This is a genomic window from Clostridium sp. D43t1_170807_H7 (assembly GCF_015555905.1).
Classification (GTDB): domain Bacteria; phylum Bacillota; class Clostridia; order Clostridiales; family Clostridiaceae; genus Clostridium.
Genome location: NZ_JADNLK010000008.1, coordinates 18,126 through 43,378 on the forward strand (window position 1 = coordinate 18,126; position 25,253 = coordinate 43,378).

22 protein-coding genes are annotated in these 25,253 nt (G+C 29.2%); 18 read left to right on the top strand and 4 right to left on the bottom strand.

Annotation, left to right across the window (positions count from 1 at the left end):
- Positions 1-61: 61 nt before the first annotated feature.
- On the top strand, positions 62-2,689 hold the full coding sequence (locus I2E98_RS06545) for a calcium-translocating P-type ATPase, PMCA-type (RefSeq protein ID WP_195468162.1): 2,628 nt from the start codon (positions 62-64) through the stop codon (positions 2,687-2,689).
- 56 nt (positions 2,690-2,745) lie between these two features.
- On the opposite strand, the gene I2E98_RS06550 is transcribed toward I2E98_RS06545, so the two are convergent.
- Together I2E98_RS06550 and I2E98_RS06555 are read right to left on the bottom strand one after the other, a co-directional pair.
- Entirely contained in the window at positions 2,746-3,957 is a 1,212-nt protein-coding gene (locus I2E98_RS06550; protein WP_195468163.1) for an FprA family A-type flavoprotein, read from the bottom strand.
- Positions 3,958-4,252: 295 nt separating this feature from the next.
- Complete coding sequence (locus I2E98_RS06555; protein WP_195468164.1) at positions 4,253-4,624, bottom strand: helix-turn-helix domain-containing protein; 372 nt, start codon at positions 4,622-4,624, stop codon at positions 4,253-4,255.
- A 450-nt stretch (positions 4,625-5,074) separates the two neighbouring features.
- Here I2E98_RS06555 and nifJ point away from each other — a divergent pair, with 450 nt between their 5' ends.
- Together nifJ and I2E98_RS06565 are read left to right on the top strand one after the other, a co-directional pair.
- On the top strand, positions 5,075-8,614 hold the full coding sequence (gene nifJ, locus I2E98_RS06560; protein ID WP_195468165.1) for a pyruvate:ferredoxin (flavodoxin) oxidoreductase: 3,540 nt from the start codon (positions 5,075-5,077) through the stop codon (positions 8,612-8,614).
- Positions 8,615-8,754: 140 nt separating this feature from the next.
- The gene (locus tag I2E98_RS06565) at positions 8,755-9,597 is read left to right on the top strand and encodes a metallophosphoesterase (protein WP_195468166.1); all 843 of its coding nucleotides are present in this window, start codon (positions 8,755-8,757) and stop codon (positions 9,595-9,597) included.
- Positions 9,598-9,726: 129 nt separating this feature from the next.
- Here I2E98_RS06565 and pflB read toward each other — a convergent pair whose 3' ends face one another.
- Positions 9,727-11,958 carry a formate C-acetyltransferase gene (gene pflB, locus I2E98_RS06570; RefSeq protein WP_195468167.1) on the bottom strand — a complete coding sequence of 744 codons (2,232 nt, stop codon included), beginning with the start codon at positions 11,956-11,958 and terminating at the stop codon, positions 9,727-9,729.
- Positions 11,959-12,400: 442 nt separating this feature from the next.
- Complete coding sequence (locus tag I2E98_RS06575; RefSeq protein WP_133015868.1) at positions 12,401-12,583, bottom strand: alpha/beta-type small acid-soluble spore protein; 183 nt, start codon at positions 12,581-12,583, stop codon at positions 12,401-12,403.
- Between the two features lie 420 nt (positions 12,584-13,003).
- Here I2E98_RS06575 and I2E98_RS06580 point away from each other — a divergent pair, with 420 nt between their 5' ends.
- The 15 genes from I2E98_RS06580 (at position 13,004) to I2E98_RS06650 (ending at position 25,229) form a co-directional block, all read left to right on the top strand.
- Entirely contained in the window at positions 13,004-13,957 is a 954-nt protein-coding gene (locus I2E98_RS06580) for an iron chelate uptake ABC transporter family permease subunit (RefSeq protein WP_195468168.1), read from the top strand.
- Positions 13,947-14,903, top strand: coding sequence for an iron chelate uptake ABC transporter family permease subunit (locus I2E98_RS06585; RefSeq protein ID WP_195468169.1), 957 nt, complete (start codon positions 13,947-13,949; stop codon positions 14,901-14,903). The genes I2E98_RS06580 and I2E98_RS06585 overlap by 11 nt, the downstream gene beginning before the upstream one ends.
- Positions 14,900-15,655, top strand: coding sequence for an ABC transporter ATP-binding protein (locus tag I2E98_RS06590; RefSeq protein WP_195468170.1), 756 nt, complete (start codon positions 14,900-14,902; stop codon positions 15,653-15,655). The genes I2E98_RS06585 and I2E98_RS06590 overlap by 4 nt, the downstream gene beginning before the upstream one ends.
- A gap of 117 nt (positions 15,656-15,772) precedes the next feature.
- On the top strand, positions 15,773-16,714 hold the full coding sequence (locus tag I2E98_RS06595) for a siderophore ABC transporter substrate-binding protein (RefSeq protein WP_195468171.1): 942 nt from the start codon (positions 15,773-15,775) through the stop codon (positions 16,712-16,714).
- A 223-nt stretch (positions 16,715-16,937) separates the two neighbouring features.
- Positions 16,938-18,050: an ATP phosphoribosyltransferase regulatory subunit gene (gene hisZ, locus I2E98_RS06600; protein WP_195468172.1), complete on the top strand. Its 1,113-nt coding sequence runs from the start codon at positions 16,938-16,940 to the stop codon at positions 18,048-18,050.
- Positions 18,051-18,066: 16 nt separating this feature from the next.
- On the top strand, positions 18,067-18,693 hold the full coding sequence (hisG, locus tag I2E98_RS06605; protein ID WP_195468173.1) for an ATP phosphoribosyltransferase: 627 nt from the start codon (positions 18,067-18,069) through the stop codon (positions 18,691-18,693).
- A 35-nt stretch (positions 18,694-18,728) separates the two neighbouring features.
- On the top strand, positions 18,729-20,024 hold the full coding sequence (gene hisD, locus I2E98_RS06610) for a histidinol dehydrogenase (protein WP_195468174.1): 1,296 nt from the start codon (positions 18,729-18,731) through the stop codon (positions 20,022-20,024).
- Positions 20,008-21,081 carry a histidinol-phosphate transaminase gene (gene hisC / locus I2E98_RS06615; RefSeq protein ID WP_243250997.1) on the top strand — a complete coding sequence of 358 codons (1,074 nt, stop codon included), beginning with the start codon at positions 20,008-20,010 and terminating at the stop codon, positions 21,079-21,081. The genes hisD and hisC overlap by 17 nt, the downstream gene beginning before the upstream one ends.
- Entirely contained in the window at positions 21,059-21,640 is a 582-nt protein-coding gene (gene hisB, locus I2E98_RS06620; protein ID WP_195468175.1) for an imidazoleglycerol-phosphate dehydratase HisB, read from the top strand. Before hisC ends, hisB begins: the two co-directional genes overlap by 23 nt.
- Before the next feature lie 37 nt (positions 21,641-21,677).
- The gene (hisH, locus tag I2E98_RS06625; protein ID WP_195468176.1) at positions 21,678-22,292 is read left to right on the top strand and encodes an imidazole glycerol phosphate synthase subunit HisH; all 615 of its coding nucleotides are present in this window, start codon (positions 21,678-21,680) and stop codon (positions 22,290-22,292) included.
- The gene (gene hisA / locus I2E98_RS06630; RefSeq protein ID WP_195468177.1) at positions 22,289-23,002 is read left to right on the top strand and encodes a 1-(5-phosphoribosyl)-5-[(5-phosphoribosylamino)methylideneamino]imidazole-4-carboxamide isomerase; all 714 of its coding nucleotides are present in this window, start codon (positions 22,289-22,291) and stop codon (positions 23,000-23,002) included. Before hisH ends, hisA begins: the two co-directional genes overlap by 4 nt.
- Positions 23,003-23,035: 33 nt before the next feature.
- A complete protein-coding gene (gene hisF / locus I2E98_RS06635) occupies positions 23,036-23,800 on the top strand; it encodes an imidazole glycerol phosphate synthase subunit HisF (RefSeq protein ID WP_195468178.1) in 765 nt (254 codons plus the stop codon).
- Positions 23,801-23,815: 15 nt separating this feature from the next.
- Positions 23,816-24,154, top strand: coding sequence for a phosphoribosyl-AMP cyclohydrolase (gene hisI / locus I2E98_RS06640; protein WP_195468179.1), 339 nt, complete (start codon positions 23,816-23,818; stop codon positions 24,152-24,154).
- 1 nt (position 24,155) lies between these two features.
- Entirely contained in the window at positions 24,156-24,476 is a 321-nt protein-coding gene (gene hisE / locus I2E98_RS06645; protein ID WP_195468180.1) for a phosphoribosyl-ATP diphosphatase, read from the top strand.
- A 105-nt stretch (positions 24,477-24,581) separates the two neighbouring features.
- Positions 24,582-25,229, top strand: a complete 648-nt coding sequence (locus I2E98_RS06650; protein ID WP_195468181.1) for an HAD-IIIA family hydrolase — start codon at positions 24,582-24,584, stop codon at positions 25,227-25,229.
- Positions 25,230-25,253 lie beyond the last annotated feature (24 nt).

A 25,253-nucleotide genomic window follows, 5' to 3' on the forward strand; every position in this document is an offset into this window, starting at 1 on the left:
AATATAATTTCTAATTATAGTAAATACTATATTAGAAGTAATAGAAGAAAGGGGAGTTAAGATGCATTATAAAAAAGAGTATTCAGATGTATTAAAAGAAGTAAAAAGCTCAATAAATGGTATATCGGAAGAAGAAGCTAAAAATAGGTTAGAGAAAAATGGTCCTAATGAATTAAAAGAGTCTGATAAAGTTCCTATTTGGAAAATGTTTTTGGAGAGCTTTAAGGATCCTTTAGTAATAATATTGCTTATTGCAGCAATTGTTCAAATATTTTTGGGTGAATTTGTTGAATCTATTATTATATTTGTTGTAGTAATTTTAAATTCTGTGCTAGGTGTAACTCAAACAAGAAAGGCAGAAAGCTCCTTAGATAGTTTAAAAAAATTATCATCACCTAATGCAAAAGTCCTTAGAGATGGAAAGAAAAAAACTATTCCAGTTAGAGATATAGTAGTAGGAGACATAGTATTTTTAGAGGCAGGAGATTATATACCGGCAGACGGAAGAATAATTGAAGCACAAACACTTAAAGTTGTTGAAGGAATGCTAACTGGTGAAGCAGAAGCTGTACTAAAGCATAGTGATAAGATCGGAGAAGAGGTTGGAATTGGTGACCAAAGAAATATGGTTTTTAGTGGTGCTACTGTTGTTTATGGAAGAGGAACTTTAGTAGTTACAGCAACAGGTATGAATACGGAGGTAGGAAAGGTTGCTACATTATTAGAAACTGCAGGAAATAAACAAACACCTCTCCAAGCTAAACTTGATGATTTTGGTAAGAAGTTAGGAATAATAATAATGATTTTAGCAGCTCTAATTTTTATAGTTCAAGTAATTAGAGGTTATATTTCAGGAAACAATATGAGCATGCTAATATTTGATTCTTTTATGTTTGCTATAGCGGTTGCTGTAGCAGCTATACCAGAAGCTTTATCGTCAATAGTAACTATTGTACTTGCAGTAGGAACAAAAGATATGGCAAAGAAACAAGCTATAATAAGGAAATTGCCTGCAGTAGAAACATTAGGTTCAACTAGCGTTATATGTACAGATAAGACAGGTACATTGACACAAAATAAAATGACAGTTGTTGATTTCTTTATGTATGGAGTAAATAAAGAAGAAGTTGAGAAAAAAGGAAATGATTCTGATCAAGTTGAAGCAATAAATTTATCATCTACATTATGTAATGACTCAGAAATAACAGAAGCCGGAAAGGAAATAGGAGATCCAACAGAAATTGCACTTCTTCATTTTGCAACTAAAAGAGATATAGACTATAAAGAATTAAGAGAGAAATATGATAGATTAAGCGAAATACCTTTTGATTCTGATAGGAAATTAATGTCTACTGTAAATTCTATCAATGGAAATGCAATTATGTTTACTAAGGGAGCGCCAGATGTTGTTTTTTCAAGATCAAAATATGCATTGAATGATGGTGAAATAGTAGAAATAGATGATAAAATTATAGCTCAGTATAAAAAAGTTAATGAAGAATTTTCTAATAGAGCATTAAGAGTATTAGCTTTTGCTATAAAGGATGTGCCAGATGATAATTTTGTTCCTTGTTTAGAAGATGAGGTAGAAATGACTTTAGTTGGATTAATGGCTATGATAGATCCTCCGAGAGAGCAGGTTTATGATGCTGTAAAAGAGGCTATTGGTGCAGGAATAAAGACAGTAATGATAACAGGGGATCATAAAACAACAGCTTCAGCAATTGCAAGGGAAATTGGAATAATGACAGAAGGCGATATAGCATTAACAGGTCAAGAACTTGATTCATTATCAGAAGTAGAACTTAAAAATAAACTAGAACATATTACTGTATATGCAAGGGTTTCACCGGAAAATAAAATTCGTATAGTTAAGGCTTGGCAAGAAAAAGGATATATTACTGCAATGACAGGTGATGGTGTTAATGATGCACCGGCATTAAAGCAAGCTGATATAGGTATTGGTATGGGAAGTGGTACTGATGTTGCAAAGGATGCAGCTGCAATGATTTTAACAGATGATAACTTTTCAACAATAGTATCTGCTATAGAAGTAGGAAGGACAGTTTATAGTAATATTAAAAAAGCAATTACATATCTGTTTGCGGGAAATTTAGGAGCGATAATTGCAATATTATTTGCTGTATTTGTAAATTGGCCAAATCCATTTACTGCATTGCAATTATTATTTATAAATTTAATAAATGATTCATTACCAGCAATAGCATTAGGATTAGAAGCACCAGAACCTAATGTAATGAAGGAAAAACCAAGAGATATAAACGAAGGAATACTTGCAGGAGGAACATTAAAAGATGTAATCTTAAGAGGTTGTATTATTGGAGTTATAGTAATAATAGCTCAATATGTGGGAGATTTGTCTTCACCAGATCTAGGGGCTGCAATGGCTTTCTCAACAGTAACTCTAGCAAGAATATTTCAAACATTACCTGCTAGATCAAATTATATACCTGTATTAAAATTAGGTATATTCAAAAATAAATATGCTATTGGAGCAATAGTAGTATGTTTATGTTTATATTCTATTGTATTGATACCAGGAGTCAGAGGAATATTTAATATTCCAGAAACTTTTGGATGGGTGCAATTTGGAATTTGCTTAGGATTTGCTATAATAGCATCATTAATAATGGATGTTACAAAATTTTTTAGAAAGATAAAAGAATAATTTGATTAAATAAAAATAAGGAAGATGTAATTAATAAACATCTTCCTTATTTTTATTTATTTTAAAACTTTTTTTGCAAAATCTAAACCAAAATTATAAGCAGCTTCTAAGTTTTCTTCACTAGGTTTAAATAGTATTCCTAGTGGTTCAGAAACAATATTTAATTTTAATTGTTTATATCTTTCATTTATATTTTTAAGTGCTTCACCACTCCAACCATAAGAACCAAAGCAACTTGCAGGTAATCCTCTATGAATTACAGGATTTAATGAAGATAAAATAGTCCAGATTTGAGGTAAAGTATCAGCTAGTAAAGTAGAAGAACCAAGTAATAAACCACTACATTCATTAATTTCCTTTAGTACTTCATTCATATCAGCAGTTACTAAATTATACATTAATATGTCTACATCAAAATTAGCTGCCTCAATTCCTCTTTTTATAGCTTCAGCAATAGTTTCAGTATATCCATAAGCAGTTACATAAGGAATAACTATACTTTGTTTTTCTCTCTTTACAGGTTGACACCATTCTCTATATAAATTCATAAATTTTTCAATGTTTGAGTTATCTAAGACTAAACCATGTCCAGGACAAATATAATTTAATTTTAAGTCTTTAATTTTATCCATTGCTTTTAGCATAAATGGTTTGAATGGACCCATAATCATTCTAAAGTAATAATTATAAGCTTCAACATAATCCTCTTCTTTATCCTCTTCTATAGAGCTTTTTAAGATACGATCATCACAATAATGAGCTCCAAAAGAGTCACAAGTAATTAATGTTTCATCTTCAATTACATATGTGTACATAGTATCAGGCCAGTGTAATTGTGGAGCGCTAATAAATTGTAAAGTTTTGTTTCCTAAAGATAAAGTCTCACTATCTTTTACAATTTTACTTTTGAATGGTTTGTTAATAATTTCACTTAGGTATTTAATAGCAAGAGCAGATCCAACAACAGTTGCATTTGGTGCATATTCTAGTATTTTTTCTACTGAGCCAGCATGATCTGGTTCTGTATGATTTACAACAACATAGTTTATATCTTCTAAATTTATTATTGAACGAATTTTTTCTAAATGTTCATCAAAGAATTTTTCTTTCACAGTTTCAAATAAGGCAATACCTTCAGAGCCTTTTAAAAGATAAGAGTTGTAAGATGTACCGAATTTTGTTTCCATTATTATGTCAAAAATTCTTAAGTTTGGGTCAAGAGCTCCTACCCAAAATAAGTCTTCAGTTATTTTGAATGTGTTAGCCATGTGAAAATCTCCTTTTTACAATTTAATATTGAATTTATAAGTTCTAATTCTAACTTCTATATAATAATTATAGTCCAACAATAATTATTGTCAATAAATAAGAAAAGAGATAATTATAAACTTTAATAAACTTAAATTTAATATGTGTAGAATAATAAATAAATATTCTATAAATATATATAATTATTTACAATAGTAATTTATGATAAAGTTGCTATTATAAAAAATAGAATTAGTATAGTAAGTAATTTTTAGCAGAGAATTTAAAATAGCTAAGTTATTTTACTTAGCTATTTTAAATAGATTTTTTAGTTTGTGAGTATTCGATTCCATATGTATACATAGATTCCAGAAGAGGAACTATTTTTTTTCCTATATCAGTAAGTCCGTATTCTACTTTGGGAGGAATTACAGGATATACTTTTCTAAAAATAAGGTTATCTTCTTCGAGACTTCTTAATTGATTAGTCAGCATTTTTTGAGTAGTATTAGGCAATTTCTTTTTAAGTTCACTAAATCTTAAAGTTTCGTTACTTAAATACCATAATATTAGAATCTTCCATTTCCCTGATAATATTCTATGTACAAGAATCATAGGGCATGTATCATATTTAGCACAACGATTCTTAATATGGCAATCATTATGAAAAGAAAATGTTTTGTTCATTATGAAACCTCCTTTTAGAGTACATTCATAAATAATAACATATTTCATGATTTAAAACTATATACTTAGTATCTTTTTTGATACTATATATAAAAAAAGTGCCTTATTGTATAAGAAGTATATAGATAGTATTATTAGGACTAGCGAATATGATTAAAAATTTATTTTATATATTTCACATTAAGAGAAATATTTAAATAATGAGAATAAATATAATCATTGAAAAAGCTTTTAATAACCATTAAAAAAATAAATGTATAAACGTGGTATTTTTCTATTGAAGAAATTACAGTATATGATTATACTAAAAAAGTGACAAAAGATTACAAAATTATACTAAATAAGATTTTTAAGAAAAAGACTAGAAAAATATTTTTAAATAAGTATAATTTTTATTGAAGAATAATTATTATTTAAAACACTTAGGACGATGAAAGAAGGTATATTATCATGGCAAAGAAAATGATGACTATTGATGGTAATACAGCTGCTGCTCACGTAGCATATGCGTTTACAGATGTAGCTGCAATATTTCCTATAACACCATCTACTACAATGGCAGAAGTTGTTGATGAATGGTCTGCTCAAGGGAAGAAAAATATTTTTGGACAAACAGTTAGTGTTGTAGAAATGCAATCAGAAGCTGGTGCTGCTGGTACATTCCACGGATCACTTCAAGCTGGAGCATTAACAACAACTTTCACTGCATCACAAGGTTTATTACTTATGTTACCAAACATGTATAAAGTAGCAGGAGAATTATTACCTGGTGTATTCCATGTAAGTGCTAGAGCAATAGCATCTCAAGCATTATCAATATTTGGAGATCATCAAGATGTTATGGCAGCAAGAATGACAGGTTGTGTAATGCTTGCAGCAGGTTCAGTACAAGAAGTAGCTGACTTAGCTCCAGTATCTCACCTTGCAGCTATAAAAGGAAGATTACCTTTTGTAAACTTCTTTGATGGATTTAGAACATCACATGAAATACAAAAAGTTGAAGTTTTAGATTATGAAGATTATGCAGAAATGCTTGATAGAGAAGCTTTAAAGGAGTTCAGAAGTAGAGCATTAACTCCAAACAATCCAGTTACAAGAGGAACAGCTCAAAACTCAGATATTTACTTCCAAACTAGAGAAGCTTCAAATAAATTCTACAATAATATAATTCCAATAGTTGAAGAATATATGGCTAAGATGGAAGAAAAGACAGGAAGAAGCTATGGATTATTTAACTATTATGGGGCAGAAGATGCTAAGGAAATAATCGTTGCTATGGGTTCAGTTACTGAAACTATAGAAGAAACTATAGATGAATTAAATGCTAGAGGAGAAAAGTATGGATTAGTTAAAGTTCACTTATTCAGACCATTCTCAGTAGAGCATTTATTAAAAGTTATACCACAATCAGTAGAAAAGATTTGTGTAATTGATAGAACTAAAGAACCAGGATGTAATGGTGAACCATTATACTTAGACGTATGTTCTGCATTCTATGGAAAAGAAAATGCACCTAAGATAGTTGGTGGACGTTATGGATTAGCTTCTAAGGATGTTACTCCTTCAGATATTAAGGCTGTATTTGATAACTTAAAGAAAGAAGATTCTAAGAACTTCTTTACAGTTGGTATAGAAGATGATGTTACTTTCACTTCAATTCCAGTAGAAGAAGAATTAAGAATAGCTACACCAGGAACAGTTAGATGTAAGTTCTGGGGATTAGGATCAGATGGTACAGTTGGAGCTAATAAGCAAGCTATCAAGATTATCGGTGAAAACACAGATAAATATGTACAAGCTTACTTTGCATATGACTCAAAGAAATCTGGTGGGGTTACTATGTCTCACTTAAGATTTGGAGATACTCCAATAAGATCAACTTACCTTATTGATGAAGCTGATTACATAGCATGTCACGTACAAGCTTACGTAAATCAATATGATTTATTAAAAGGACTTAAAAAAGGTGGTAACTTCGTATTAAATACTATTTGGAACGAAGAAGAAATAGAAAGAAAATTACCAGCTAAAATGAAGAGATACATAGCTGAAAATGAAATAAACTTCTACACAGTTAATGCAACTAAGATTGCTTCTGAAATAGGATTAGGTAGAAGAATTAACATGATAATGCAATCTGCATTCTTTAAATTAGCAGAAATTATACCACAAGAAGAAGCAACTGAATATTTAAAAGCTTCAATTAAGAAGGCTTACGGTAAGAAAGGTGACAAAGTTGTTAACATGAACTACGAAGCTGTTGAAGCTGGTATGAACTCATTAGTTAAAATAAATGTTCCTGAAAGCTGGAAGACTGCTACTGAAGAAGCTAAAGTAAAAACTAAAGAAGTAACAGATTTCGTTAAGAATATAATGAACCCTATGAATGCTTTAGAAGGAGATAAATTACCTGTAAGTGCATTCAACGGATTAGAAGATGGTACATTCCCAGCAGGAACTGCAGCATATGAAAAAAGAGGTGTTGCAACAGATGTTCCAGAATGGAATATGGCAAAGTGTATTCAATGTAACCAATGTGCTTTCGTTTGTCCACATGCATGTATTAGACCAGTTCTAGTAACTGATGAAGAATTAGCTAAAGCACCAGCTGGATTTGAAACTAAGAAAGCTACTGGTAAAACATTAGCAGGATTAAACTACAGAATTCAAGTAAGTACATTAGACTGTACAGGATGTAACAACTGTGTTGACATTTGTCCAGCTCCAGGTAAGGCATTAGAAATGAAACCACTTGGAACTCAAGTAGAAACAGAAGTAGCAAATTGGGACTTCTCAGTATCAAAAGAAGTATCAAACAAAGAACACTTAACTCCAGGTAAAACAGTTAAGGATAGCCAATTTAAACAACCACTTATCGAGTTCTCAGGAGCATGTGCTGGTTGTGGAGAAACTCCATATATCAAATTAGTAACTCAATTATTTGGTGATAGAATGATGATTGCTAATGCAACTGGATGTTCATCAATATGGGGAGGTTCAGCACCTTCAACACCATATACTAAAAACCATGAGGGTAAAGGACCAGCTTGGGCTAACTCATTATTTGAAGATAATGCTGAATTTGGATATGGTATGTTCTTAGCAGCTGATCAAATGAGAAAGAAAATAGCTTCAAATATGGAAAGCTTAATTTCTATGGATATAGCTGAAGAATATAAGGAAGTATTCAAGAACTGGTTAGAAAATAAAGATAAGGGAGAACTTTCAAAAGTTTCTTCAAGAGAAGTTGAAGCAATACTTGCAGAAAATAATATTGAAAATGAAGAAGCAAAAGTTTTAGTTGAAGAAATTAGAGAAAGAGCTGATTTCCTTGTTAAGAGATCACAATGGATCCTTGGAGGAGACGGTTGGGCTTATGATATCGGATACGGTGGATTAGACCATGTATTAGCATCAGGACAAGACGTAAATGTATTAGTATTTGATACAGAAATTTACTCTAACACTGGTGGGCAATCTTCTAAATCAACTCCTGCAGCAGCTATGGCAAAATTAGCAGCATCAGGTAAGAAGACTAAGAAGAAAGATTTAGGAAGAATGATGATGTCTTACGGAAATGTTTATGTTGCACAAGTAGCTATTGGTGCTGATAAGAACCAAGTAGTTAAAGCAATGCTTGAAGCAGAAGCACATAACGGACCATCAATCATTATTGCTTACTCAACTTGTATCAGCCATGGATTAAAGAAGGGAATGGGATTCTCTATAAGAAACATGGAAGAAGCAGTTAAGGCTGGATACTGGCATTTATACAGATTCAATCCAGAGTTAAAAGAACAAGGAAAGAATCCATTAAGCTTAGATTCTAAAGAACCACAAGGAAGCTTTAGAGATTTCATAATGAATCAAGTAAGATATTCAGCAATTGCTAAGCAATTCCCAGAACAAGCGGAAGAATTATTCCAAATGACAGAAGAACATGCTAGACAAAAATATGCTGAATTAAAGAAATTAGCAGAACAAGAATAATATGATTTTTAAACACCTCAGAAGAAATTCTGAGGTGTTTTTTGCATATAAAATCTATAATTTTAAGTTATTTTAGAAAGTGATATAATAATATAAATAAAATTTTAATTAGTCTATAAATAGGGTTAGGAGATATAATGATGGAAATAATAATTGCTATAGCTATGATTATGGGAGCTTTCTGTTATTATCAAAATAATAAAATTGTTATAACAAATCTAAAAGTAAAGAGTAGAATTAATAAAAGCCTAAGAATAGCACAAATATCAGATTTACATAGTAAAGAGTTTGGAAGAAATAATAATACTTTATATAAAGTTATTATGGAACAGGAACCTGATATTATTGTAGCAACAGGAGATTTAATAGATTCAAATATGAAAAGAATAAATGCAATAATTGAATTTTGTAGTAGGTTAAATAAGAGAGTTCCTGTATATTATATATTAGGTAATAACGAAATGAGATGTTCTGGGGTAAACGAAATAGTAGAGAAATTAAAGCAAAAAAATATTAATGTATTAGAAAATGAAATAGCAACAATAAAAATTAAAGATAATATAATTAATATTTTAGGTTTAGTAGAAAAAAGGGTAGATAAAGGTGAAATGTTTTATAGCAAGATAAATAGTAGATATGAGATTGAGAATGTTGATAGCTTATTCAGAAAATTAGAAAATTTAATAGGAATTAAGATTGTTTTATCTCATTATCCAGAGAATTATGAGTATGTGGGTGGTTATTCTTACAGTAAATATAATTTTGATATAATGTTTTCAGGTCATGCACATGGAGGACAATTTATATTACCAGGATTGGGAGGGGTATTTGCACCGGGGCAAGGGCTATTTCCTAAGTATTATAAAGGTATATATGGAAAGAAAAATAAATTAGTGGTAAGTAGAGGATTAGGGAATAGTGGATTTCCTTTAAGATTATTTAATAGACCAGATTTAGTTATTGTAGATATAGTAAATAACTAAAATTTAAAATGAATGTAGGTATTTAAAATGATAGAGTTATTTTAAGATAATAGAATCAGAAGTAACTATTTGTTTATAAATAAGAGCTTATTGCAGTTGCAATAAGCTCTATTTAATATTATAAACTAATTACATTGATTTGTGGAATGTTCTGTTTATAACGTCTAATTGTTGTTCTCTTGTTAATTTAATGAAGTTAACAGCATATCCAGAAACTCTGATAGTTAATTGTGGATATTCTTCTGGGTGTTCCATAGCATCTAATAAAGTTTCTCTATTAAATACATTTACGTTTAAGTGTTGAGCACCTTGAGAGAAGTATCCATCCATCATAGTACCTAAGTTGTGGATTCTGTTTTCAGGTGTTTTTCCTAATGCATCTGGAACGATTGAGAATGTATTAGAAACACCATCTTGTGAATGTTCGTAAGGAATCTTAGCAACAGAGTTTAATGATGCTAATGATCCGCTACAGTCTCTTCCGTGCATTGGGTTAGCTCCTGGTGCAAATGGTTCTCCAGCTTTTCTTCCACATGGAGTAGTACCAGTCTTCTTACCGTAAACAACGTTTGAAGTGATTGTTAATACTGATTGAGTGTGGTAAGCATTTCTGTAAGTCTTGTTTTGTCTGATCTTATTCATCATGCTTTCAACTAACCAAGCAGCAATTTCGTCAACTCTGTCATCGTCGTTTCCGTATTTAGGGAAGTCACCTTCAACTTCGAAGTCTACAGCTATTCCTTCTTCATTTCTTATAGGCTTAACTTTAGCAAATTTGATTGCAGAAATAGAGTCAGCACAAACTGATAAACCAGCTATACCACAAGCCATAGTTCTGAATACATCTCTATCATGTAAAGCCATTTGTAATTTTTCATATGAGTATTTATCGTGCATGTAGTGGATAACATTTAAAGTATTAACATAAAGGTTAGCTAACCAGTCTGTCATAATGTCAAATCTTTCCATTACTTCATTGTAATCTAAGTATTCACCAGTTAATGGAGCAGTCTTAGGTCCAACTTGAACACCAGATTTTTCATCTCTACCACCATTTATAGCGTAAAGTAAAGTCTTAGCTAAGTTAACTCTAGCACCGAAGAATTGCATTTGCTTACCAACTCTCATTGCAGATACACAACAAGCGATAGCATAGTCATCTCCCCAGTATGGAGCCATTAAATCATCATTTTCATATTGAACTGATGATGTATCAATAGAAACCTTAGAACAGAAATCTTTGAATCCTTGAGGTAATCTAGTTGACCATAAAACAGTTAAGTTTGGTTCTGGTGATGGCCCTAAAGTATATAATGTGTTAAGTACTCTGAATGAGTTCTTAGTAACTAAAGTTCTACCATCTAATCCCATACCAGCGATTGATTCAGTAACCCAAGTTGGATCTCCTGAGAATAAATCGTTGTATTCTGGAGTTCTTAAGAATTTAACTAATCTTAACTTCATTACGAAGTGATCCATTAATTCTTGAGCTTCTTCTTCAGTGATAACACCGTTTCTTAAATCTCTTTCAATGTAGATATCTAAGAAAGTAGAAGTTCTTCCTAGAGACATTGCAGCACCATTTTGGTCTTTGATAGCTCCTAAGAATCCGAAGTATAACCATTGTATAGCTTCTCTAGCGTTAGTAGCTGGCCCTGATATATCAAATCCATAGCTAGCAGCTAATCCTTTTAATTCTTTTAATGCAAGAATTTGATCAGAGATTTCTTCTCTTAATCTGATTACATCTTCGTCAATTGTCTTAACTTCTAAGCTTAATTTTTGTTGTTCTTTATCTTGTATTAATCTATCAACACCATATAAAGCAACTCTTCTGTAGTCACCTATGATTCTTCCTCTACCATAAGCATCTGGAAGACCAGTGATAACACCAGATTTTCTAGCTAATCTCATTTCAGTAGTATAAGCATCGAAAACACCTTGGTTATGAGTTTTTCTATATTTGCTGAATATTTCTGAAATTCTTGGGCTTACTTCATATCCATAAGCTTTAGCAGCACTTTCAGCCATTCTAATACCACCGTATGGCATTACAGCTCTTTTTAATGGAGCATCAGTTTGTACACCAACGATTTTTTCAAAAGCTTGGTCAATATAACCAGGGTTATATTCATTGATTCCAGATATAGTTTCTGTATCTACATCTAAAACTCCACCATTTTCTCTTTCTTTTTTGAATAATTCACTAACTTCAGCCCAAAGTTTGTTTGTAGCTTCAGTAGCTCCAGCTAAGAAACTATCATCACCTTCGTATGGAGTATAGTTAGTTTGAATAAAGTTTCTTACGTCAATACTTTTTGTCCATGAACCTGTTTTGAAATTGTTCCATTCTTCTCTCATATATAGCGCCTCTTTTCTTAAAATTATTACATCAGTAATGTCATTTAAAGTTAAATAATAATTAGAACTAAATAATAATTACTATTATTTAACAATGGCATATTTAAACTATATCACTAAATTTTAAAATTTTCAAGCATAAAATAGAAAAATTTTAGTTACTAGTATTTATAGTGATTTAATTACTTAAATATAATAACATAGTATTACTTTATAATCAAAGGGGATGGATAGAAAATAGGGTATGATATTGTAGAAAAAAATATTATTTTTGCTAAAATGTAAAAAATAATGAGAATGAGAGATGGATAGTTAAAAAAATAACAATTATATAAGTTAAATTTATAAATTTTATAAAAGTAACAAAATAAAAAGAAACTTTAATATTTTTATAAAGTTTCTTTTTATTTTGTTACTTAATTTAAGTTAATTTTATTTTATTTTATTTTATACCTTGTTCATATTGTTCTACCATTCTTTTAACCATTTCGCCACCAACGCTACCACATTGCTTTGAAGTAAGATTTCCATTGTAATCTGTAAAAGGAACTCCCATTTCATTTGCTACTTCAGTTTTAAATTTTGATAAACCATTTTTTGCTTCAGGTACTAATTTTTGTGCCATTTAAAGTCCCTCCTAAATTTTGAAAAATTATTTTATAAAGTAATTATTTACTTTACATTATTATATTGTGCAAAAAAAGTTTTTAATAACCTATAAAAAAGTAGGGAAACAAGCCAAAAAGGTTATTTAAATAAAAAGAATACCTTTACTATTTATGTATTGGGAAGTAAGGATTAATAAAGTAATTTGTTAAATAAATGGTATTTTACATAAGAAATTTTTTGTGATTACAGAAGAGTATTCGTTTATATTGTTACTATTATTTCTCCAAAAGAATATTAAATTAGAAAAAATATAAAAATGTGTAGACAAAGGAATATATTAATGATAATATAAGCAAAGGAAAATGATAATTAATATCAATAAAAGTATTTTTTGTTAGATTTAATTTTAAAGATAATAAATTATGGGGGATAACAGATGAAAAAGAGATATTTATTTATTATATTGATAATATTATCAATTGCATCGGTATTTATTGGTGTATCAAGTATAAGTATAAATGATATATTAACATTCAATATAGATAAAATACATATATTACTTGTAAGTAGAGTTCCGAGATTGGTAGCCATATTAGTTGCAGGGATGGGTTTAAGTATAAGTGGGCTTATAATGCAACAAATCAGTAAAAATAAATTTGTTTCACCAACCACAGCTGCTACGGCAGATTTTGCGAAGTTAGGAATATTATTTTGTATGATGATAATACCTAATGCTAAAACCATGGAAAAGATGATTGTATCATTTGTTTTTGCTGGGTTAGGAACAGTTTTATTTATGAAAATGATAAAAGCTATAAAAATAAAAAATATAGTTTTTGTACCTTTAATAGGAATGATGCTAGGTAAGATAATTGGATCAATTACTACTTTTTTTGCTTATAAATATGATTTAGTTCAAAATATTTCATCTTGGATGGAAGGGGATATGTCATTAATAATGAAGGGAAGTTATGAATTACTTTATTTAAGCATTCCAATGGTAATAATAGCATTTTTATATGCTAATAAATTTACTATAGTAGGGATGGGAGAAGACTTTGCCATTAATTTAGGTCTTAATTATAATTTCGTAGTAAATGTAGGACTAGCAATAGTTTCATTAATATGTGCAGTAACAATTATAACTGTTGGTAATATACCTTTCTTAGGACTTATTATTCCTAATATAGTAAGTTTATATAGTGGAGATAACTTAAAGAAAACATTATACCACACAGCTTTATTGGGACCTATATTCTTACTTGCTTGCGATATTTTAGGAAGAATAATAATATTCCCATTTGAAATGTCAATAAGCTTAACTGTTGGAGTAATTGGAAGTATAATTTTCCTTTATATGATAATAAGGGGGACAAGAAATGAAGACTAAAGATAAAAAAAGTATATTTATTTTATCAATATTAGCTTTAGTATTAATATGTTCATTTTTATTTATTGGAGTAAATAGTATTAACTTTAAGTATGCTTTATATAGAAGAATTCCTAAAATATATGCAATGGTATTAACAGGCGGAGCAATAGGGTTCTCATCGTTAATATTTCAAACTGTAACAAATAATAGAATATTAACACCTAGTATTTTAGGAATAGATTCATTATATGTATTGTTACAAACATCTGTAGTATTTTTATTAGGTTCATCTTCAGTAATAATGAGTGATGGAAATATAAATTTTATAATTACAATAGCATCAATGCTTTTATTTTCAAGTTTGATGTATAAGTTTATATTTAAAAAAGGAAGTAAAAATATATTTACATTACTATTAGTAGGTGTAGTATGTGGGACTTTGTTTGAAAGTTTAACTACATTTATGCAGGTTTTAATTGATCCAGTAGAATTCCAAATGGTGCAGGATAAAATGCAAGCTAGCTTTAACAATATAAATACAGATTTATTATTTATATCAAGTATAGTAATAATTATTTGTATAGGGTATGTTTATGATTATTTAAAAATATTAGATGTTATGGCATTAGGAAGAGATGAAGCGATAAACCTAGGTGTAGATTATGACAAAATAGTGAAAAAAATGTTAATAGTAGTAGTTTTATTAACATCAGTAGCTACAGCTTTAGTTGGTCCTATAACATTTTTAGGATTACTTGTAGTAAATATTGCAAGACAACTTATATCAAGTTATAAACATAGCGTTTTAGGTGTTGCAACTATATTAATTAGTGTAGTTGCCTTAATAGGCGGACAGTTATTAGTTGAGCAGTTAATGAATTTTGGTGTTTCGGTAAGTGTAATAATTAATTTTGTTGGAGGAATTTATTTCATTTACTTAGTAATGAAGGAGAGAAATAGATGATAGAAGTAAAGAATATAACTAAAACTTATGGTAATAAAAAAGTAGTAGACAATGTATCTTTAAGTATTCAAGAAGGAAAAATAACTTCTTTCATAGGACCAAATGGAGCAGGTAAAAGTACTCTTCTTTCAATAATGAGTAGACTTTTAAAGAGAGATTCTGGAGAAGTTTTAGTGGATGGTAAAGATATATTAAAATGGGACAATAAAGAGTTAGCTAAAAAAATAGCGATTTTGAGACAATCAAACAATATTAATATTAGGTTAACAATTAGAGAGTTAGTTAGCTTTGGAAGATTTCCGCATTCACAGGGAAATTTGAAAGAAGAGGATTATAAATATATAGATGAAGCAATTAATTATATGCAACTTAAGGAGTTTGAAGATAGATATTTAGATGAATTAAGTGGAGGTCAAAGACAAAGAGCATATATTGCAATGGTAATAGCTCAAAATAGTGATTATATATTTTTAGATGAGCCTTTAAATAATCTAGATATGAAGCATTCAGTTGAAATTATGAAAACATTAAGAAAGCTTTGTGATGAATTAAATAAGACAGTTGTAATAGTAATACATGATATTAATTTTGCATCTTGTTATTCAGATTATATAGTAGCTCTAAAGGATGGAAAGATTGTAAAGGATGGAGTTACTGAGGAAACTATACAAAAAGAAGAATTGGAAAATATTTACGAAATAGATTTCCATATTGAAAATATCAACAATAGAAATATATGTGTATATTTCTAATAAATAAGTTATTAGTGGCAAATTTAAAAAATTTGCCTATTAAATAAAATAATATTGATAATGAATATCAATATTATACGATTAAAAATTAAATTTTATATAAAGAGGTGGATAATAATGAAGAAAAAAACAATTATATCAATAGTAGTTTTATTGGTAGTAGTTTTTGGGGTATTTGTAATTACAAAATTTGCAGGAGCAGAAGGAAATAGTGGAGAAGAAACACTAGTAGTAAGCCATGAACTTGGTGAAACAACTGTTAATAAGAATCCTAAAAGAGTAGTAGTATTTGATTATGGAATTTTAGACTCATTAGATAAGTTAGAGGTTGAAGGAATAGTTGGTTTAGTTCAAGATGGGCTTCCAGAACACTTAAGCAAGTTTGAAAGTGAAGATTATTCAAGTGTTGGATCTTTAAAGGAACCTAATATGGAAAAGATATTTGAATTAACTCCAGATTTAATAATAATTTCAGGAAGACAAGCTGATTATTATGAAGAGTTAAGTAAAATTGCACCAACAATACATTTAGGTGTAAATAATGAAAATTATTTAGAGTCGTTTTCAGAAAATATGAATAAATTAGGTGAAATATTTGGTAAAGAAAAAGCTGTTGAAAAAGAACTTACAGCTATAACAGAAGCAATAGAAGAATTAAATGCAAAGGTTACAGAAAAGAACGTTAATGGACTTATAACATTAGCTAATGATGGTTCATTCAGTGTATATGGTGCAGAATCAAGATTTGGAATAATTCATAATAGTTTTGGAGTAACTCCTGTTGATGAAACTATAGAAGCGTCAACTCATGGGCAAAAAGCTTCATTTGAATATATTGTAGAAAAAAATCCACAATACTTATTTGTAGTAGATAGAGCTGCTATAGTAGGAGGAACAACTTCAGCTAAGGAATTATTTGAAAATGAATTAATGAAAAAAACAGATGTATATAAAAATGATAATATAGTATACCTAAATCCAAATATTTGGTACACAGCAACAGGTGGATTTACTTCAACAATGATAATGGTAGAAGAAATAGATAATGCAATAAAATAAAAATAAAAAATTGAAATAAAAATAAGCTAGTTACTTTTTAGTATCTAGCTTATTTTTATTTAAAGTTATAATAAAATATTAATTGTTATGAAATATAAAAAAATAGATAATAAAATAAGAATAAAAGTTATATTTTACTAAAAGAAGGTAATAAAATATGATAAATATTAATTGACAAATAAAACCATAAATAGTATATTATTATTAACTTTAATACTTTAAAGTGCTAAAGGGGGCGGTTGAAATTAAGAATATAGTACCAGAGGGAACTAGAGATTTCACTATTGATGAATGTAAAAAAAGAAATAACATTGTTAAAACTATAATTGGTGTGTTTGAGAAGTGGGGATATGGGGAAATAGCCACACCTACAGTGGAGTATTATGAAACTTTTAATCATAAGACACAAAGTTTAAAAGAAGAAGAAATGTATAAATTTTTTGATAACAATGGAAGAATATTAGTTTTAAGACCAGATATGACGGTACCTGTAGCAAGAATGATAAATACTAAATTAAAAGATATGAATTTACCGTTAAAACTTTTTTATACTGCAAATGTGTTTAGGGTTCATGAAAGCCTAGAAGGAAAAAGAAATGAATATTTAGATTGTGGAATTGAACTAATTGGTGGAGACGGAGAAGTAATAGATTTAGAAATTTTAGTAACGGCATTAGAAGTATTAAAATCATTGAATACAAAGGAGAATTTCAAGTTAGAGATTGGAGATGTAAATATTTTAAGGTCAGCAATTGATGAAATGAACTTAATGGAAGAAGATAAAGAAAATATAATTGACCTTATTAATAAAAAAAGTTTAATAAATTTAAATGATTACTTGGAAAGTTTAAAAATTAAAGATGAATATAAGGAGTTTTTAACTACTTTGCCTTGGCTTTTTGGAGGGTACGATATGATAGAAAAAGCCAAAAGGTTAGCTTTTAATAATAGAGTTAAGGAAAATATTTTATATTTGGAAAAGATATTTTTAAATTTAAGAGAATTAGGTTATGAAAAATATATATCCGTAGATATGAGTATGGTTCCGCGAGTTAATTATTATTCAGGAGTTATTTTTAAAGGATATGTTACAGGAATAGGATCAACTGTATTAAAGGGTGGAAGATATAATAATTTATTAGAAAATTTCGGAAGAAAAATTTCAGCCATAGGTTTTTCAGTAGATGTAAATCTCCTAATTAATTCTTGTGATTATGATGAAAAAATTGATAGAAAACCTATTTTGGTAGAAAAAGATAATTATTTAATAAAATTAAAGGAGATAATAAAAAGAACAAGAGATGGTGAATGTTTAGAGATTGTATATAGAGAATAAAAGTAGGTGATTTAATTTGATTAGTATAGCACTCACCAAAGGTAGGATAGAAAAAGATGCAGTAAAAATATTTGAAAGGGCAGGCTTTGGAATTGATGAATTAAAGAATAAAGGAAGAAAACTAGTCTTTAATGATACTAAGGAAGAAATAAAATATTTTTTAGTAAAGGCTAATGATGCAGTAACATATGTAGAACATGGAGTTGCTGATATAGCTATAGTAGGTAAAGATACATTATTAGAGAAGGGTGAAAACTATTATGAAGTTTTAGATTTGGGAATAGGAAAGTGTAAGTTTATAGTAGCAACCCTACCAAACACAAATATTTTTAATAGAATAGGTCATATAAAAATAGGTAGTAAATATCCTAATGTTTCTAAAAAGTATTTTGAAGGAAAGGGAATGGATGTTGAAATAATAAAAATTGAAGGCTCAGTAGAGCTTGCACCTATATTAGGGATTAGTGAAGGGATAGTAGATATAATGGAAACTGGAACAACATTAAAGGAAAATGGATTAATTGTTGTTGATGAAATATGTGATATAAGTTCAAGGGTTATTGTTAATAAATCCAGTTTTAAGCTAAAGAGAAATGAGATAAATGAAGTTATAGATAGAATAAGAATAGCATGTAATAAGTAGTGTTTATTATATAAAACTAAAGGGGGCAAGTTAATATGATGGACATAATAGAATTAAGCAATAAAAGTATAAGTGATGTTGTATCAATCATAAAAAAGAGAAGTAATACTTTGAATGTAAGGAAATCTGTAGAAGAAATAATTGAAAATGTAAAGTCTTCTGGGGATAAGGCTTTGAGAGGTTATACTTTAGATTTTGATAAAGTATATCTGGAAAGTTTTAAAATAGAAAAAGAAGAGATTGACAAGGCATATAATGAAAGTGACATAGAATTTACTGAGATATTGAAAGAAAGTATTAAGAATATAAGAGCATATCATGAGAATCAAAAAAAGACAAGCTATATATATCAGAAGGAATTAGGCATTTTTATGGGGCAAAGGTTAATTCCTATGGATAGTGTAGCTATATATGTTCCAGGAGGTAAAGCTGCATATCCATCATCTGTTTTAATGAATGCAATTCCGGCAAAAGTTGCAGGAGTAAATGAAATAGTACTAGTTACACCACCAGATAAAAATGGTGATGTTAATAAACAAATATTAGTTGCGGCAAAGTTATGTGGAATAAATAAAGTTTATAAGTTAGGAGGAGCACAGGCAATCGCTGCGCTAGCTTATGGAACTGAAAGTGTAGACAATGTTTCTATGATAGTTGGACCAGGTAATGCTTTTGTAGCGGAAGCAAAGAGACAAGTATATGGAGATGTGGGAATTGATATGGTGGCTGGACCTAGTGAAATTTTAATTGTTGCAGATGAAAAAGCAAATCCTAAATATATTGCAGCAGACTTAATGTCTCAAGCAGAGCATGATGAATTAGCCTCTTCAATATTAGTTACAACATCTCAAGAGTTAGCAGATAAGGTAAACAAAGAGATAGAAGTACAAGTTAAAAAGTTAAGTAGAAGAAATATAATTGAAAGTTCACTTATCAATTTTGGAAAAATAGTAATTTGTAAATCCATAGAAGAGTGCATTGAGTTAGCTAATTTAATAGCACCAGAACATTTAGAACTTTTAATAGATAATCCTATGGAATACTTAGAACAAGTTAAAAATGCTGGTTCAGTATTTTTAGGAGAATATACCCCAGAGCCTATAGGTGATTATTTTGGAGGAACTAATCATGTATTACCAACTGGTGGTACTGCAAGGTTTTCATCACCATTATCAGTGGATACATTTATAAAAAAATCATCATTCCTATATTATTCACAAAAAGCAGTAGCAAGAGATGGCGAAAAGATAATTAGATTTGCAAATGAAGAAGGTTTAACTGCTCATGCAAATTCAATAAAGGTAAGATTAGATAATGAAGAAGATAAATAGTTATAATAATGTATCAAATATGGATATAGGAATAAGAGTGAATGCAAATGAAAGCTACAAAAATATAAGTGATGATGAGTTAAAAGATATAGTAGAAGATGTTATAAAGTTAAAGTTTAATAGATATCCAGATAGTGATTGCGATGAGTTAAGAGAAATATATTCAAAAGTAGTTGGGGTAAACAAAGAAAATTTAATAGCTGGAAATGGTTCAGATGAAATGATTTCTTTGATTATAAGTTCACAAATTACTAGAAAAAAGGTTGTATTAACTATAAATCCGGATTTTTCAATGTATGATTTTTATACATCTGTTAGTGAGGGGGTAATAAAAAAATATAATACGGAAAAGGATGGTTCTTTCTCTGTTAATAAATTTATTAATTTTGGTAAAAAAGTATCTCCAAAGGTAATAATCTTTTCTAATCCTAATAATCCAACAGGACATGTAATTAGTAATGATGACATACTATATATATTAGATTCTTTTAAAGATAGTTTAGTGGTTATTGATGAAGCATACTATGAATTTTATGGACAAAGTATGATTCAATATATAGAAAAATATAAAAATTTAATAGTAACTAGAACATTATCTAAAGCATGGGGATTAGCAGCTTTGAGAGTAGGTTTTCTAATTGCTAATAAAGATTTGATAGAAGAGTTAAATAAAAGTAAGGTTCCTTATAATTTAAATACATTTTCTCAAATTATGGCATGTAATATTTTAAAACATCCGGAAAAGATACTTAAAAATGTAGAGGAAGTAGTTTATGAAAGAGAAAGATTATATAAAAATTTGAAGCATATAGAAGGGTTAAGTGATAATAAAATAATATTCTATAAATCTAAAGCTAATTTTATTTTTGGAAGATCTATTATCAAAGAGGATATAAAAAGATTACTAGAGAAGAAAGGTATATTAATTAGGTATTTTAATGATGATAGTTTTAGAATAACTGTTGGATCAGCCTTAGAAAATGATTTGGTAGTCAATATAATAGAAAAGGCTGTATTAGGTGTGGAGGAAGAGAATGATAAGAGCGTCACAAATTAAAAGAGATACGAAAGAAACTAATATAAATTTAAGTATTAATTTAGATGGAGATGGAGTTAATAATATTAAAACAGAAATAGGTTTTTTTAATCATATGCTAACATTAATGGCATTTCATAGTGATATTGATATTAAATTAGAAGCTGATGGGGATTTAGATGTATGTGATCATCATTTGATTGAAGATACTGGGATTTGTATAGGAAAGTGTATAAAGGAAGCATTAGGAGATAAAAAGGGAATAAAGAGATATAGTACAGTCTGTATTCCTATGGATGAAGCTCTAGTAATGGTATCTTTAGATATTAGTGGAAGAGCATTTTTACATTTTGAGGGAGATTTTAAACGTGAGAGCATAGGAAATTTTTCTGTAGAGATGGTTCAAGAATTTTTTAGAGCTCTTGCATTTAATGCTGAAATAACTCTTCATATAAAAGTACTATATGGAGAAAATGATCATCATAAAATTGAAGGTATTTTTAAAGCTTTTGGTAGAGCATTAAAAGAGGCTATAAGAATAGAAACAAATTCAATACCATCATCAAAAGGATGTATATAGGTATTTAAAGTAAAACTGTTAGGAGTTGAAAAGTAGTATGATTGTTATTATTGATTATGGTATGGGAAATTTAAAGAATGTTTATAATGCATTAAAATATTTAAATATACCTTCAAAGATCTCAAATGAAATATCAGAAATAAAAAATGCAGATAAGTTAATTTTACCAGGAGTTGGAGCCTTTAATAAGGCTATGTATAACCTTAATGATATGGGATTAACTGATGCTATAAAAAATAAAGTGAATGGGGGAACACCTCTATTAGGTATATGTTTAGGAATGCAAATGATATTTCAAAAAGGATATGAAAATGGTGAGTGTGATGGATTAGGATTTATAGATGGAGAGGTTAAGCTTTTAGAGCCTAAGGAAAAAGCGAAAATACCACATATAGGGTGGAACAGGTTAGAATATAATAGTAAAAATGATTTAATTAAAGGGTTAGATGAGAATAGTTTTGTATATTATGTACATAGCTATGCCGCAACAAATGTAAAAGATGAAAATTTAATAGGATTTTCAAATTATGGTGGTATTAAAGTTCCTTCAATTGTTTGTAATGATAATATTTATGGAACTCAATTTCATCCAGAAAAAAGTGGTGAAGTAGGGCTTAGGATACTTAAGAATTTTGGGGAGGTAATAAAATGATTGTAATTCCAGCAATAGATATAATTGGAGGAAAGGCAGTTAGATTATATCAAGGTGATTATAGAAAAAAAGAAATTGTGGGAAATGACATACTTGATATAGCCAAAGGTTTTGAAAAGGATGGAGCGAAATATATTCATTTGGTAGATTTAGATGGTGCTAAAAAAGGAAAGTTAGTAAATAAGAAAATAATACTTAATTTAGCTAAAGAGCTTGCTATTCCAATAGAAGTAGGTGGGGGAATTAGAAACTATAAAGAGGTTGAGGAATTAATTAATCATGGTGTGAGTAGAGTTATTTTAGGTACAGTAGCTTTAGAGGATGAGGAATTTGTTTCTGGAGTAGTAAGAGATTTTGGAGATAAGATTGCCGTTGGAGTTGATTGTAAAGGTGGATATATATGTACAAAAGGATGGATTGAGGAAAGTAATGTACATTATATAGATTTTTGCAAAAGAATGGAAAATATGGGGGTTAAAAATATAATTTTAACTGATATAAGTAAAGATGGAACCTTAGAGGGGACTAATATATCTATGGTAAAGCAACTTAAAGAGTATGTATCTGTTAATATTACGGCCTCTGGTGGAGTTAGGGACTATTATGATATTAAAAAGCTTAATGATTTAGATTTATATGGAGTAATTATAGGAAAGGCATTATATTCAGGAAATATTGATTTAAAGAAAGCTATAAAATTATGTAGTTAGCAATTTTAAAATTGTTATATAAGGGGGCAAGAAATGCATACAAAAAGAATTATACCTTGTCTAGATGTTAGAAATGGAAATGTTGTTAAGGGAGTAAATTTTGTAGGAATTAAAGAAATAGGAGATCCAGTACAATTAGGAGAGTATTATTATAAGCAGGGAGCAGATGAACTTGTTTTCTTAGATATAACAGCAACTCATGAGGATAGGGGGATAATGGAAAAGGTAGTAGAGAGAGTTGCAGAAAAAATATTTATACCATTTACAGTTGGTGGAGGAATAAGAAATATTGATGATATAAGAAGAATTCTTAGAGCTGGTGCAGATAAAGTAAGTTTGAATTCTGCAGCAGTAAAAAATAAAAATCTTATAAGTGACGGTGCTACGTACTTTGGAAGTCAATGTATAGTATTAGCAGTTGATGCTAAAAGAAGAGTAGACAATTTAGGATGGAATGTGTTTGTAAATGGTGGAAGGATAGATACAGGAATAGATGCTTTAAAGTGGATTAAAGAGGCGGTTGATCTTGGTGCAGGAGAAATATTACTTACTTCCATGGATGCAGATGGTACTAAAAGTGGATTTGATTTAGAGTTAACTAAAATGGTAAGTGAAATTACTAATGTACCTATAATAGCATCAGGAGGGTGTGGTAGTTTGAAGGATTTTGAAGATGTTTTTAAAGAAGGAATGGCAGATGCAGCATTAGCAGCATCATTATTCCATTATGGAGAACTTACAATAAATGAGGTAAAAGAATATTTAAAAGGAAATAAGGTAGCAGTAAGAACAATATAGGTATTTGGAGGAGTTATGAATAGTGAATTTGGTACTAGCAAAATTCCATTGGATTTTGAAAAGGGAGAAGGGCTTATACCTACTATAATTCAAGACTACTATAGCAATAAAGTTTTGATGCTTGCATATATGAGCAAAGAAAGTTTTGAATTGACAAAAAAAACAAAACAAACTTGGTTTTACAGTAGAAGTAGAAATGAGCTATGGAATAAAGGAGCAACTTCGGGAAACTTTCAAGAAGTAAAAGAAATTTGGAGTGATTGTGATAATGATACATTACTAATAAAGGTAAAGCAAAATGGTGTAGCTTGTCATACTGGAAGAGTAAGTTGTTTTTTTAGGAGGATTATTTAAAGTGGTAGTAGATGATTTATATAAAATAATACAAAATAGAAAAAATTCAGGAGAAGAAGGTTCTTATACTAAATATTTATTTGATAAAGGTACAGATAAAATATTAAAAAAGGTTGGAGAAGAGTGTACTGAGGTAATCATCTCAGCAAAAGGAAATGATAAGCAAGAACTAGTTAATGAAATTTGTGATTTAGCATATCATATATTAGTATTAATGGCAGATCAAAATATTAATATTGAAGAAATCGAAAATGAGTTAATTAATAGAAGAAATAAAATTAATAATTTTAAGGGTGAAAGAAAAGAAATAAAGCAGATATAAATATGTAGGTGCAGGATATTATATAAGCCAATGATATTAAAACTATCATTGGCTTATGTTATAATAAGGTTACTTTATAACAAATATAATATAGGAGAATGTAAGATGATTAAAGCAGTAATTTTTGATTTAGATGGTACATTGTTAGATACATTAGAAGATTTAGCAAATGCCTGTAATTATGCATTAAAGAGTTGTGGGTTTAAAATTCATGATGTAAAGGATTATACTAGATTTGTGGGTAATGGAAGATATAAATTAATTGAACGTATAGTACCAGATAAGTATAAAGAAGATAAAGAAGTAATTGATAAGGTTTTAGGATTATTTGATGAATATTATGGAGAACATATGGTTGACATGACAAAACCTTATGATGGAATTAATGAAATGATAGATAAGCTAAAAGAAAAAAATATGAAAATAGCAGTAGTATCAAACAAACCACATGAATTTGCAGAAGATGTAGTTAGAAGATATTTTGCAGATTCTTTTGAAATAACATATGGGCAAAGACCCAATCATCCAACTAAGCCAGATCCTAAAACAGTTTATGAAGTAATGGAGTCATTGAATGTTGCAAAAGATGAATGCATATATGTTGGTGATTCTGATGTTGATGTAAATACTGCAAAAAACGCTGGAGTTAAATCAGTTGGCGTTTCTTGGGGGTTTAGAGGAGAAGGGGAATTAAGAGAGGCTGGTGCAGATTATATAATTAAAGCTCCAATTGAATTACTAGAACTATTATAGTATAAAAGTAAATAAGTTTTTGCA

Coding starts and splice junctions, on each gene's coding strand:
- I2E98_RS06545 (WP_195468162.1), top strand. CDS start 62: ATGCATTATAAAAAAGAGTATTCAGATGTATTAAAAGAAGTAAAAAGC.
- I2E98_RS06550 (WP_195468163.1), bottom strand. CDS start 3,957: ATGGCTAACACATTCAAAATAACTGAAGACTTATTTTGGGTAGGAGCT.
- I2E98_RS06555 (WP_195468164.1), bottom strand. CDS start 4,624: ATGAACAAAACATTTTCTTTTCATAATGATTGCCATATTAAGAATCGT.
- nifJ (WP_195468165.1), top strand. CDS start 5,075: ATGGCAAAGAAAATGATGACTATTGATGGTAATACAGCTGCTGCTCAC.
- I2E98_RS06565 (WP_195468166.1), top strand. CDS start 8,755: ATGGAAATAATAATTGCTATAGCTATGATTATGGGAGCTTTCTGTTAT.
- pflB (WP_195468167.1), bottom strand. CDS start 11,958: ATGAGAGAAGAATGGAACAATTTCAAAACAGGTTCATGGACAAAAAGT.
- I2E98_RS06575 (WP_133015868.1), bottom strand. CDS start 12,583: ATGGCACAAAAATTAGTACCTGAAGCAAAAAATGGTTTATCAAAATTT.
- I2E98_RS06580 (WP_195468168.1), top strand. CDS start 13,004: ATGAAAAAGAGATATTTATTTATTATATTGATAATATTATCAATTGCA.
- I2E98_RS06585 (WP_195468169.1), top strand. CDS start 13,947: ATGAAGACTAAAGATAAAAAAAGTATATTTATTTTATCAATATTAGCT.
- I2E98_RS06590 (WP_195468170.1), top strand. CDS start 14,900: ATGATAGAAGTAAAGAATATAACTAAAACTTATGGTAATAAAAAAGTA.
- I2E98_RS06595 (WP_195468171.1), top strand. CDS start 15,773: ATGAAGAAAAAAACAATTATATCAATAGTAGTTTTATTGGTAGTAGTT.
- hisD (WP_195468174.1), top strand. CDS start 18,729: ATGATGGACATAATAGAATTAAGCAATAAAAGTATAAGTGATGTTGTA.
- hisC (WP_243250997.1), top strand. CDS start 20,008: ATGAAGAAGATAAATAGTTATAATAATGTATCAAATATGGATATAGGA.
- hisB (WP_195468175.1), top strand. CDS start 21,059: ATGATAAGAGCGTCACAAATTAAAAGAGATACGAAAGAAACTAATATA.
- hisH (WP_195468176.1), top strand. CDS start 21,678: ATGATTGTTATTATTGATTATGGTATGGGAAATTTAAAGAATGTTTAT.
- hisA (WP_195468177.1), top strand. CDS start 22,289: ATGATTGTAATTCCAGCAATAGATATAATTGGAGGAAAGGCAGTTAGA.
- hisF (WP_195468178.1), top strand. CDS start 23,036: ATGCATACAAAAAGAATTATACCTTGTCTAGATGTTAGAAATGGAAAT.
- hisI (WP_195468179.1), top strand. CDS start 23,816: ATGAATAGTGAATTTGGTACTAGCAAAATTCCATTGGATTTTGAAAAG.
- I2E98_RS06650 (WP_195468181.1), top strand. CDS start 24,582: ATGATTAAAGCAGTAATTTTTGATTTAGATGGTACATTGTTAGATACA.